This window comes from Parasutterella sp. St.1A3, assembly GCF_059728705.1.
In genome coordinates this window covers 325,902-338,314 of record NZ_BAAGFK010000001.1, presented here as the reverse complement: position 1 = coordinate 338,314, position 12,413 = coordinate 325,902, and the positions used below count along the sequence as shown (strand labels likewise).

9 protein-coding genes are annotated in these 12,413 nt (G+C 52.7%); 4 read left to right on the top strand and 5 right to left on the bottom strand.

Features of this window, described 5'->3' with window-relative positions; all coding sequences use genetic code 11:
* The first annotated feature begins 195 nt into the window (after positions 1–195).
* Positions 196–1,710 carry an alanine/glycine:cation symporter family protein gene (locus AC6I1F_RS01550; protein WP_251452801.1) on the top strand — a complete coding sequence of 505 codons (1,515 nt, stop codon included), beginning with the start codon at positions 196–198 and terminating at the stop codon, positions 1,708–1,710.
* Positions 1,711–1,765: 55 nt separating this feature from the next.
* Here AC6I1F_RS01550 and miaA read toward each other — a convergent pair whose 3' ends face one another.
* Both miaA and mutL read right to left on the bottom strand, forming a co-directional pair.
* Positions 1,766–2,692 carry a tRNA (adenosine(37)-N6)-dimethylallyltransferase MiaA gene (miaA, locus tag AC6I1F_RS01545; protein ID WP_160335675.1) on the bottom strand — a complete coding sequence of 309 codons (927 nt, stop codon included), beginning with the start codon at positions 2,690–2,692 and terminating at the stop codon, positions 1,766–1,768.
* Positions 2,692–4,566 (bottom strand): DNA mismatch repair endonuclease MutL, encoded by a 1,875-nt coding sequence (mutL, locus tag AC6I1F_RS01540; protein WP_160335676.1) that lies wholly within the window; start codon positions 4,564–4,566, stop codon positions 2,692–2,694. The genes miaA and mutL overlap by 1 nt, the downstream gene beginning before the upstream one ends.
* Positions 4,567–4,722: 156 nt before the next feature.
* Here mutL and AC6I1F_RS01535 point away from each other — a divergent pair, with 156 nt between their 5' ends.
* The 3 genes from AC6I1F_RS01535 (at position 4,723) to AC6I1F_RS01525 (ending at position 7,917) form a co-directional block, all read left to right on the top strand.
* Positions 4,723–5,370: a VTT domain-containing protein gene (locus AC6I1F_RS01535; RefSeq protein WP_160335677.1), complete on the top strand. Its 648-nt coding sequence runs from the start codon at positions 4,723–4,725 to the stop codon at positions 5,368–5,370.
* A 112-nt stretch (positions 5,371–5,482) separates the two neighbouring features.
* Entirely contained in the window at positions 5,483–6,133 is a 651-nt protein-coding gene (locus AC6I1F_RS01530; RefSeq protein ID WP_160335678.1) for a VTT domain-containing protein, read from the top strand.
* Between the two features lie 305 nt (positions 6,134–6,438).
* Entirely contained in the window at positions 6,439–7,917 is a 1,479-nt protein-coding gene (locus tag AC6I1F_RS01525) for an FAD-dependent oxidoreductase (protein ID WP_251452795.1), read from the top strand.
* 116 nt (positions 7,918–8,033) lie between these two features.
* Here AC6I1F_RS01525 and AC6I1F_RS01520 read toward each other — a convergent pair whose 3' ends face one another.
* From AC6I1F_RS01520 to tkt, 3 genes are read right to left on the bottom strand one after another with little or no spacing between them, the layout of a single operon-like run.
* A complete protein-coding gene (locus AC6I1F_RS01520; protein WP_290432588.1) occupies positions 8,034–9,233 on the bottom strand; it encodes a phosphoglycerate kinase in 1,200 nt (399 codons plus the stop codon).
* 52 nt (positions 9,234–9,285) lie between these two features.
* Positions 9,286–10,299 carry a type I glyceraldehyde-3-phosphate dehydrogenase gene (gap, locus tag AC6I1F_RS01515; RefSeq protein WP_160335392.1) on the bottom strand — a complete coding sequence of 338 codons (1,014 nt, stop codon included), beginning with the start codon at positions 10,297–10,299 and terminating at the stop codon, positions 9,286–9,288.
* Between the two features lie 3 nt (positions 10,300–10,302).
* On the bottom strand, positions 10,303–12,321 hold the full coding sequence (tkt, locus tag AC6I1F_RS01510) for a transketolase (RefSeq protein WP_251569360.1): 2,019 nt from the start codon (positions 12,319–12,321) through the stop codon (positions 10,303–10,305).
* Positions 12,322–12,413 lie beyond the last annotated feature (92 nt).

The following is a 12,413-nucleotide window of genomic DNA, read 5'->3' as shown; positions in this document are numbered from 1 at the left end:
CTCCTCGGAGGCGCTTTTTTTACGGTTTCTTTTATCGCACTTAAAGTGAACTTTAAGCAGAAATGCCTCGAAAACGGTAAAAATCACCGTATTTACGATAACACCGATAAAAAAAATATCTTTAAGCGAAAAAAGTCAAGATTTTTTGCGTTAATTTATTTTTAAACAACACCAATTACATCATCGGAGTTTTCAATGGAATCCATCGTATCGGCAGTAAACGACGTCGTGTGGTCGCCGGCGCTCGTTTACCTGTGCCTTGGCGCAGGCCTTTTTCTTTCCCTGCGCGGAGGCTTTCTGCAGCTGCGCCACTTAAGGCACATGTGGCAGCTCCTTTTCCAGCCTAAGGACAACGTCACAGGCGTCTCTTCCTTTCAGGCCCTCTCTATGACACTTGCCGGCAGAGTCGGTACCGGCAACATCGCGGGCGTTGCCACCGCGATCACGTTCGGCGGCCCCGGCGCCGTTTTCTGGATGTGGATGGTTGCGTTCCTCGGTGCAAGCTCCGCATTCGTAGAATCCACGCTCGGTCAGATCTACAAAGAAAAGATTAACGGTGAATACCGCGGCGGTCCCGCCTTCTACATCGAAAAAGGCCTCGGCATTAAATGGTTCGCCTGGCTCTTTGCGATTGTGACGATTTTCTCCTGCGGTCTTTTCCTGCCGGGCGTACAGGCTAACGCCATCGCGACCAGCATGGAAAACGCCTTCGGCATCACTCCTGCGATCTCCGCCGGCGCCATCGCGGCTCTTCTCTCCTTCATTGTGTTCGGCGGCTTAAAACGCATCGCGGCGTTCACAACTCTGGTCGTGCCCTTCATGGCTCAGGCCTACGTGATCTTCTCGCTTGTGATTGTGTTCATGCACATCGACATGCTCGATGACGTCGTCTCTCTGATCGTCCGCTGCGCCTTCGGCGCTGACGCGGCTTTCGGCGCGATTGTCGGTATGGCCGTATCCTGGGGTGTTAAACGCGGCATTTACTCCAACGAAGCCGGTCAGGGTACCGGACCGCACGCTTCGAGCGCGGCTTCCGTCAGTCACCCGGTCAAACAGGGTCTTGTGCAGGCCTTCTCAGTGTACGTTGATACACTGCTCGTCTGCTCCGCAACCGCTTTCATGATCCTGATCACGGGCAGCTACAACGTTGTTGGCCCCGATAACGCCAATCTCTTCATCGGTCTTAAAGACGTTGCGACGGGGCCTGCCTACACTCAGGCCGCGGTTGAAGGCTTAATGCCCGGATTCGGTCAGGCCTTTATCGCGATCGCGCTTTTCTTCTTCGCGTTCACAACCGTACTGTCGTACTACTACATCGCAGAAACCAATGTCTGCTACATCAACAGAAAACTGAAAAGCCCATTCCTCTTTGTCATTCTGAAAGTCTTCGTCATGAGCTCATGTATTTTCGGCGCGGTTAAAACCGCTGATCTTGCGTGGGCGGTCGGTGACATCGGTGTCGGTTTAATGGCCTGGCTCAACATCATCGCCATCATTCTGATGCATAAGAAGGCGTTCCTGTGCCTCAAAGACTATGAGAAACAGCTTGCCATCGGTCTTGACCCTGTTTTCCACCCGGAAAAGCTTAGAATCCGCGGCGCCGATTATTGGACAGGCGGCAGAGCCGAAGAAATTCGCGACAAAGAACGCGCGAAACTGAGCAGCGGCTCAAGAACGGATTTGGAAGGCGGAAATATTCTGAACGTCTAAGTCTGTAGTGCTCAAAGAGGCTGCCTCGGCAGCCTCTTTCATTTTCAGAACTTTCTTATAAAGCGGCGTGTGCGGCGCACTCCCATACTTCAAAACTCTTCGGATCCGTCGGATCTAAAAGCTCGGTATCCTTCATCGAACGCATCCATGTCATCTGCCGCTTCGCAAGCTGCCGAGTCGCCGCAATGCCGCTTTCCCGGAACTCATCAAACGTTTTCTTACCGTCGAGGTATTCCCACGCCTGACGATAACCGACGCACCTCATGCTTGCATAGTTTGTCGTAAGGCCGGGAATCTCTCTCAGACGCTTCACTTCATCGATAAATCCCACCTCAAGCATTTGATCAAAACGCAGTGCGATCCTGCGATGCAGCTCGGCTCGATCCGGAGGAAGCAGCGCAAAGGAACGGAGCTTCAAGACGGGCGGCTTTTGATCGGCATAGAAAGAAGAAATCGGTCTCCTCGACATCTCATACACTTCAATCGCTCGCGATATTCTCTGAGTATCCCCGGGTTTCAGGCGCTCGGCCGTCTTCGGATCAACCGTTTTCAGGCGCTCATAGAGCGATGCGAGCCCTTTTTCTTCAAGCTCTTTTGCGACACGGTCACGGACTTCGAGCGTGGTGGTCGGGACTTCGGATAAGCCGTCGCGAATCGCCTTGGCGTACAGCATCGTACCGCCTACGATCATAGGCAGTCTGCCTCTGCCGCGGATCTCTCGAACCAATCGAGTGCAGTCCTCTGCAAACTGAGCGGCTGAATAACTTTCCAACGGCGTGATGATGTCAATTAAATGATGCGGGACTGACGCGAGCTCTTCTGCGGTTGGTTTGGCCGTACCGATATCCATTCCCTTGTAGACGAGCGCGGAATCCACCGAAATAATTTCGATCGGAAGTTTTTTTGCCAAGTCGAGTGCAAACGCGGTCTTTCCGCTTGCGGTCGGACCAACCAGCAAAATCGCGTCGGGTTTCTCGTTCATTATTTGCCCCGCATAAAGAAACTGTCGAGCTCTTTAGCCGAAAGCTGAATCCATGTCGGCCGGCCGTGATTGCATTCGTCCGCTCGGTCGGTCTGCTCCATCTGACGCAGGATCGCATCCATTTCTTCAATGGTCAGGATACGGTTGACGCGTACTGCCGCATGACAGGCCATACGCGCAAGGACTTCATTACGTTTTTCAGTCATGACCGCGCTTTTGCCGAATTGCCGAATGTCGTCGAGGACGTCTCGAACAATGGTCGGACCGGACTGCGCCATCTGTGTGTCCAGGAACTGCGGCGCGCCGCGCAGACTCAGCTGAGTCGGACCCACCGCGCTGAGTTCAAGACCCAAGCGCTCAAGCTCCTCGCGGCTCTCCTCAAACACCGCCATCTGCTCGGCCGTGACCGTAAACACGAGCGGAATCAGCTGCGCCTGAATCGGCATATTTCGTTCGTCAAAACTCTTTTTCAGGCGCTCATAAAGGATGCGCTCGTGGGCGGCGTGCATATCGACGAGCACCATGCCCTGGGCGTTCTCGGCAATAATAAAGGTACCGCATACCTGTCCGACGGCCCTGCCCAACGGCTGCGGACCCTGAGGAAGGCTCTGATCGGAGTGATAAACCGCGGAAAGTCCCTGTGTTTCCGTCCTATCGACGCGCATTGCCGCAATCGTTGTCGGAAATGGTTTTGCGCTCGAAGAATGGGGACGCGACCCCGGAGAAGCAAAGTCTAAGAAAGCTTCCAAAGAACGCGCGGTCCCCTTGTGCGCGGCAGGCTGCGGAGGAAAGTCCGTGCGAGCAGTATGCTCAAGACGATTGACTGCCGACGGATCTTTTTGTTCGACAATCTCACCGCTGGAAGGATCCACAATAGTGGTTCGCGCAAGCGCTTCTTCCACCGCATGGAATACAAACTGATGAATCGCCTGTGAGTCTCTCAAACGAACTTCACTCTTTGTCGGATGGACATTGACGTCCACTCGTTTGGGATCCATATCCAAAAACAGGCAGTAGCTCGGCTGGCTTTGTCCGTGCAGCACATCGTTATAAGCCTGACGTACCGCATGGGAGAGCACTTTATCGCGTACAAAACGACCGTTAATGTAGAAATACTGGTTGTCCGCTCTTGCCCTTGCGGCGGTTGGAAGACCGACCCAGCCGTAGAGATTACCGATCGGCACAGAGGCGTCCACCGCCCGATGCGCGTCTCTAAAGTCTTTGGGCATAAGCCTTGAAAGGCGTTCCTCGGTTCCGGAAGCAGGCAGATTGATCACAGACTTGCCGTTCACAATCACACTGAAAGCGATATTCGGATAAGCGAGCGCGATCCGCTCGATGCATGTAAGACAGTGTGCAAGTTCCGTGGATTCACTTTTAAGGAACTTTCTGCGTGCCGGCGTCTTATAGAAAAGATCACTAACTTCAATGCGGGTTCCATGTGTTCCGGATGCGGGAGAAATTTCTCCGTCCATTATCGAAAAGGCGTCCGAGCCCTCGACCCTTGAAGTGAGTTTAAGATCCGCGACACTGGCGATAGACGCAAGCGCCTCGCCTCTAAACCCTAACGAAGCGACAGATTCCAACTCATCCAAATCGCGTACTTTACTCGTCGCATGACGCTTTACCGCAAGCGTCAGTTCTTCGCGCGGGATACCGCATCCGTCGTCCGCAACGGAGACGCGTTTGATGCCGCCTCCGTCCAGCCGCACTTCGATTGAAGTCGAACCCGCGTCGATCGCGTTTTCCACAAGTTCCTTCACAACGGACGCAGGACGGTCCACTACCTCTCCAGCAGCGATCTGGCTCACGAGCTGATCGGAAAGTTCACGAATTCCGCGCCCGGTGTATATATTTTTGGCTGTATTGTTCATATGATTATTTTAGATTTTCGGCGCTTTGACGCAACCAATTAATCTGTTTCGCTTTATTCATTTTCGTCTTTAATTTCCTTGTTTTGGGCCTTTCCGGCGCCGATTCTCCTTCATCTTTCTAAAATTATTTTCGGATGATTGTTTGAGCATGAAGAGATGGATTTTTTATCGGTATTTCTGGAACTTTTCCGAAACAGCGACCAATTTATCGCGCATATGGCTGCTCAGTACGGCGCCTATGTTTATTTATTCCTATTCACCGTCTACTTTCTTGAAACCGGTGTCGCAATCTGCGCGCTTCTGCCGGGAGACTCTCTGATCTTTGTAACGGGCGCTGCGGCTGCCGCAGGAATCCTGAACCCTGTCGCGGCGTTTTTCGCGATCGCGCTTGGCGCCTGCGTGGGCAACACTGTCGCTTACGGACTTGGTTACTGGCTCGGCAATAAAATTTACGACGGGTCGATTAAGTGGATCGATCAGGACTCCATGGCGAAGACAAAAGCGTTCTTTGCCAAGCACGGTAATCTGACCATCCTGCTTGCTCGATTTGTGCCGATAGTTCGGTCCTTTGCGCCGCTCGTCGCCGGTGCGGCCAAGATGAATCGACTGCGCTTTGAAGCGAGTGGAACACTCGGCGCCGTTCTCTGGGCCGGGATTATCGTGACGGCCGGTTACCTCTTCGGAAACATCCCGTTCATCAAAAACAATCTGTCGCTCATCCTTGTCGGCGGTATTGTGCTGGGACTCGCGCCCTTTGTGATCGGCTTTATTGTCAAAAAGTGGAGACAGCATCCGGACCGCTAGACTTCAGCGAAAGGCCGAAACCTCCCTAGGTTCTTCCCGTATGCGGCAATGAAACCCCTTGGGATACTGTAGAATCACTTGTTTCATGAGTCAGTCTGCCTTTTTGAATAACATGGATTTTTTCTCTCTTGCTTTAGAGCTGTTCCGCAACGCCGACCACTTTATTTTTTACATTGCCGAGAACTACGGCTGGTGGGTCTACTTTGTCCTTTTCTCGATTTTCTTCAGCGAGACAGGGCTGGTCATTGCGGCTTTTCTTCCGGGAGACTCTCTGTTATTCATCTCCGGCGCCGCAGCTGCGGCGGGCGCGCTTGAAGTATCGACGCTGATTCTTCTCATTACCCTCGGCGCGATCCTCGGCAACACACTGAACTATTACATCGGCTCTTGGCTTGGCAATAAGATTTATGACGGCTCCATCAGCTGGATTGATCAGTCCGCCCTTCAGAGAACTCATGACTTTTATGAAAAGCACGGCGGGAAAACTATTGTTTTAGCGCGTTTTATCCCGATCGTTCGCTCTTTTGCCCCCTTAGTCGCAGGCGCTGCCAAAATGGAAATGGGCAAATTCCAGCTCTACAACTGCACCGGCGCGTTTCTTTGGGTCACATCTATCGTCGGCGCGGGCTATCTGTTCGGCAACATCCCGTTCATCAAAAACAATCTCTCCCTGATTTTGATTGTCGGCATCCTCGCTGCGCTGGTACCTTTTACTTTCGCAGTTATTGTGCAGTTTGTTCGCAAAAAAATCCTGCAGAAATAAAAACATTTCCAGATGCGAAGACCCGGGCAATGTCCCGGGTTTGTTTTTATCCAGACCTCTGAAAAGAAATTATCGGGCTAAACAGTACATCTTTTCTTTCGGAACCAAAACGTCTGTTCGTTCGGTCAGACGAACGCTTTCAGCAATTCAAATCAAATCGAACAAACCCGTTGAGGCTCTTAAAAAGCGTGAGTATTTCTGAGCTCATTCTTATAATTTAATAATGCATCTCAAATGCATTCCGGAAGCTCTGTGGGAGCTATCCGACGGTCTACATAATTAAAAAAACTCTCAAGGAACTTGAAATGACGAAATTCAAAACGCTTTCGCTTTCTGTTGTACTAGCCTGCCTTCCCTTTGCAGTCTCCGCAGCTGATATCGAAAAAATCAACACCGATGTTGTCGTGGTTGGATCAGGCGGAACGGGCTTATCTGCTGCCGCGTCGGCCCATCAGCACGGCGCTAAAGTACTTCTTATTGAAAAGCAGGCATTTGTCGGCGGCAGTTCCGCACTTGCAGGCGGCGCTATAGCGGCGGGAAACACAAACCCGCAGAAGCGAGCCGGTACGCAGAATGTTTCAGATGACGGTTTCGTCAACATTTGGATTAAAGACCAGGATCGCTCCTTCCCGGGCGCCGATGAAAGCATGCCGGATGAAGCCCGCATGCATAAGATCATTAATGAATTCGACAAGACCGTCAACTGGATGGAAAAGGATATCGGCCATAAGTTTGCCGTTCCGCGCCCCTTCGGCTACGGCGGCCCGAATTATGCGCACGCACCGGCAGAATCTCCGATTCCTGCTTCCGGCAGAGGCTCTTCTCCTGCGGGCGGCCGCTTTGTCGTCAAGGCATTCACAACTTATCTCGACAATGCCGGTGTTCCGATCATGACCGGAACTAAGGCTGAAGAATTAATCACGGACAGCAAGGGCAATGTCGTCGGCGTCAAAGCCATGAAAGGCAAACAGCCAATCGAAATTCGTGCAAAAGCCGTTATTCTCGGTACCGGCGGATTTGCCAGAAATAAAGAACTCCTTGAAAAATTCGTTCCTTCCTACGCACCCTACACGGATGTGTCCAATGCGACGCCCGGCGCCACCGGTGACGGCATTATCATGGCTCAGAAAGTGGGCGCCGCAGGCTTCAAAGACGGCTGGGTCATGGGTATCAGTCCGGTTTCTACAAAGAGGGAACTGAACAATACCTTCAGAACCAAGAATGTGTACAAAGATGACGTCTTTGTGAACCAGGACGGAAAACGCTTCGTTAAGGAAGACCTGCCTTACATTGTTGATCCGATCGCCAATCAGAAAGCCGCTTGGGCAATCCTGGACAGCAAAGACACGAATAAGGCCGCTCTGCTTGCCAAATACAACGATCCGGAAATCGTTGTCAGCGGTAAAAACTGGGAAGAGCTCGCCAAAGCGATGGGCGTTCCCGCTGCTCAGCTGAAAGCCACGATGGATCAGTACAACCAGGCCTGCAAAGACAAGAAGGACCCCGTTTTCGATAAAAATCCTGAATTCCTGGTTCCGTTCGAGCAGGCTCCTTTCTACGCAGTTCGTGTCATTCCGTCAACGATGGGAACCATCGGCGGTGTCAGAACCAATGACAAGTTCCAGGTTCTTCGTGCGGACGGCTCCGTGATCAAAGGCCTCTATGCGGGCGGTGAAACAGCCAACAGACCTTTCTACCGCAGAGTCTATACATCCGGAACCGGTCTCGGACTGGCCTACACCTCCGGCCGCATCGCAGGTGAAAACGCCGCACAGGAAAAATAATCTTCCCCTGACCGGATAAGCTAAACCCGCTCTCTAACACCTCCTGAGAGCGGGTTTATTCGTTTCGAAAGACATTAAAAAAACCGGGACAAGCCCGGTTTCTGTTCTAGAACGAATTACTTCGTTCTTTCCTGCAGCGCTGCAATCGCAGGAAGCGTCTTGCCTTCGAGGAACTCGAGGAACGCGCCGCCGCCGGTGGAAATGTAGGAAACCTTGTCGGCAACCTCGAAAACTTTAGCCGCAGCAATGGTATCGCCGCCGCCAACGATCGAGAAAGCGCCGTTTGCGGTCGCATCTGCAATGTCCTTAGCCAGGTTGCGAGTGCCTTCCTTGAAGTTGTCCATTTCAAAGACGCCGAGAGGACCGTTCCAAATAATGGTCTTGGCTTCTTTGATGTACGGTTCAAGCAGCTTGCTGGTCTTCGGGCCGATGTCCAGAATCATTTCGTCGTCTTCAATATCATCGAGATCGCAGATACGGAAGCCGGCGTCATAGCCGATGTGGTGCGCAACCACGACGTCAATAGGAAGCGGAAGATGCGCGCCCTTCTCTTCCATGATCTTCATCACGGCTTTGCATTCGTCAACCAGGTCCGGTTCGGCAAGCGACTTGCCAATCTTGTGACCCTGCGCCAAAAGGAATGTGTTGGCGATACCCCCGCCCACAATCAGAGTGTCAACCTTCGGAGCAAGGTTTTTAAGAATGGTCAGCTTGGTGGAAACTTTTGATCCGCCGACAACAGCGGTCAAAGGATGCTTGGCTTCAGCAACCGCTTTCTTCAGCGCATGGATTTCTTTGGCAAGCAGAGGACCCGCGACGGCAACTTCCGCTTCTCTGGCAAGGCCGTCAGTAGTCGCCTGCTCACGGTGCGCGGTGCCAAACGCGTCATTGACATAAATATCACAGAGCGCAGCCATCTTGGCGACAAGTTCGGGGTCGTTCTTCTTTTCGCCCACGTTGCCGCGGCAGTTCTCTAATACCACCACTTCACCGGGCTGAATGTCCACACCGTTGAGCCAATCCTTCTCAAAGCGAATCGGCATGCCAAGCATGCGGCCGAAGTGCTCGGCGACTTTAATCAGACTGTCTTCTTCCGTCAGAGCGCCTTCTTTCGGACGGCCCAAGTGAGAGCAGACCATAACAGCGGCTCCGCCTTCAAGCGCCATCTTAACCGCGGGCATCGACTCTCTGAGACGATGGTCGTCAGCGACGTTGCCTTCGGCGTCACGCGGCACATTCATGTCGGCACGGATGAAAACGCGTTTTCCGCGCAGGGCGTCTTCCTTGAGAAGTTGTTCCAATGTTCTAACTTGCATACTTTTCCTTTTGCAAAAGGCCCCGTAAACGGGGCCTCGAGATAATCAAAGATTACTTGGCGTTGTACATCGCAACAGCGGTGTCGAGCATTCTGCAGGAGAAGCCCCACTCGTTGTCATACCATGCGACCGCTTTAACCAGTGTTCCGTCAATGACCTTTGTCAGAGTTGAATCGAAGATCGAAGAGAAAGAAGTATGGTTGAAGTCTGTGGAAACCAGCGGAAGTTCGTTGTAGCCGAGAATGCCTTTGAGCTCGGCGCTTTCGGAAGCTTCGCGGATGATCTGGTTGACTTCTTCAACGGTTGTCGGACGAGCGGCCTGGAATGTCAGATCAACAACGGAGACATTCAGAGTCGGAACACGCATTGCATAACCGTCAAGCTTGCCCTTAAGTTCGGGGATCACCAGGCCGACAGCCTTAGCGGCACCGGTCTTGGTCGGGATGATGTTGTGCGCGGCGGCTCTGGCGCGGCGAAGATCCTTATGCTTCACATCGGTAAGAACCTGGTCGTTTGTGAACGCGTGAATCGTTGTCATCATGCCGTCTACAATACCGAGCTTGTCTTTGAGCGGCTTAACAAACGGGCACATGCAGTTGGTGGTGCAGGAAGCGTTGGAGACAACCACGTCGCTGGCTTTCAGAACGTCCTGGTTCACGCCGTAAACCACTGTCGCATCAACGTCTTTGCCGGGAGCGGAGATCAGAACTTTCTTGGCGCCCGCTTCGATATGCTGCATCGCGCCTTCTTTATCACGGAACGCGCCTGTGCATTCGAGAACGATATCTACGTCAAGATCCTTCCAGGGAAGCTTCTTCGGATCGCGCTCGGAGCACATGAAAATGCGGTCGCCGTTGACAACAAGATGGCCGTCTTCCCAATAAACATCGCCGTTGAATTTGCCGTGCGCGGTGTCAAACTTGGTCAGATGAACGGTCGCTTCAGGCTTGGCAGTGTCGTTAATGGCAACGATCTTAACGTCAGGCCACTTGTTTTCTTCGTAGAAAGCACGAAGTACATTGCGGCCGATTCTGCCGTAACCGGTGATGGCAACACGAATTGTCATATCTTATTTCCCTTGATTAAGTAGTTGCTGAACAGTGGCCACGACATTGTCGACCGTGAACCCGAAAAGTTTAAAGAGCTCACCGGCAGGAGCCGATTCACCGAATGTATTCATACCGATAACCGTTCCGGCACCGCGGATGTATTTCCACCAGATGTCGGATGTTGCCGCTTCAATCGCGACAACCGGCTTGCCTGCGCCGAGAACAAAATCTTTGTATTCCTGCGGCTGACGATCAAAGACCGTTGTCGAAGGCATCGATACCAGACGAGTCTGGATGTTCATCGCAAGAAGCTGCTTGCGGGCTTCAGCAGCCAGCGCAACTTCGCTTCCGCTTGCAAGAAGCGTGACCTGAACGGAGGCGGCTCCTTCAGGCGCTTCAAGCATGATGTAGCCGCCCTGAGCCATCTCATCGGCATTGTATTCTTCGCGCTCCACGAACGGAAGATTCTGTCTGGAGAGAATGAGCGAAGTCGGACCGTCTTTGCGCTCAATCGCGCTTGCCCAGGCGGTCAGAGTTTCACAGGTGTCGGCAGGACGCCAAACGTCCATGCCCGGAATAATTCTGAGGCTTGCGGTGTGTTCGACAGGCTGATGCGTCGGACCGTCTTCGCCCACACCGATCGAGTCGTGCGTAAAGACAAAGATGGAACGAATCTTCATCAGAGCGGCCATTCTCAGTGCATTGCGGGCGTAGTCCGCAAAAGTAAGGAATGTCGCGCCGTAAGGAATAAAACCGCCGTAAAGCGCGATACCGTTCATAATGGCGCACATTCCAAATTCGCGGACACCGTAGTTAATATGACGGCCGAGCATATTGTCAGGCCTGAGCGCCTGAACGCCTTCCCAGTTGGTCAGGTTCGAACTTGTCAGGTCAGCCGAACCGCCAAGCAGTTCGGGAAGCGCCGGAGCAAAAGCGTTAAGCGCCATCTGACTTGCTTTGCGGGTTGCAACCGTCTTGGCTTCGCCTGCAGCCTGAACGATCGCGTCAAAAACGATGTCATCCCAGTTTTCAGGAAGTTCACCGCTGAGACGGCGTTCCAGTTCAGCCGCTTTTTCCGGATAACGGGCGCGGTATGCGTCGTATTTAGCCTGCCATTCGTCTTCCATGGCTTTGCCGGCCGCTTTGGCGTTCCAGGCGTCATAAATTTCCTGAGGAATTTCAAAGGGACCGTATTCCCAGCCGATCGCTTCTCTTGCTGCGGCGATTTCTTCTTCGCCAAGCGGAGAGCCGTGCGCTTTGTTGGTACCGGCGCGGTTGGGAGAACCAAAACCAATCACGGTCTTGCAGTCAATCAGTGTCGGCTTGTCGGACTTCTTAGCAAGTGCGATCGCGTCGGAAACCGCTTCGACGTCGTGGCCGTCGATCGGACCGATCACGTTCCAGCCGTAAGACTCGAAACGCTCACGAACGTTTTCCGCGTACCAGTTTTCAACCTTGCCGTCGATGGAAATACCGTTGTCATCATAAAGGGCGATGAGCTTATTGAGCTTCCAAATTCCGGCAAGCGAGCATGCTTCGTGCGAAATGCCTTCCATCAGGCATCCGTCGCCAAGGAACGCATAGGTGTAGTTGTCAATAATCGTGCAGTCTTCCGTATTAAATTCTGCTGCGAGCATCTTTTCTGCAAGCGCCATGCCGACTGCGTTGGCAATACCCTGTCCAAGCGGACCCGTAGATGTTTCAACGCCGGGTGTTACACCGACTTCAGGGTGCCCCGGCGTTTTGCTGTGAAGCTGACGGAAATTTTTAAGGTCGTCGATCGTGAGATCGTAACCGGAAAGATGCAGCAGCGCATACTGCAGCATGGATCCGTGACCGTTGGAAAGAAGGAATCGATCGCGGCCGAGCCAGTGCGGATCAGCGGGATTGTGTCTGAGATGTTTTGTCCAGAGGGCGACAGCGATGTCTGCCATACCCATCGGCATGCCGGGGTGACCGGAATTTGCCTTCTGAACCGCGTCCATTGCCAACGCACGAACGGCGTTGGCCATTGTCTTGCAAGAGACTGATGATGACATGATTTAAAAGAGTTTTAAAAATAAAAAAAGCGCGGGCCGACAGGGCCAGTACCTGAGGTTCGATTTTACCAACTCTCGAGAGTACGAACAAA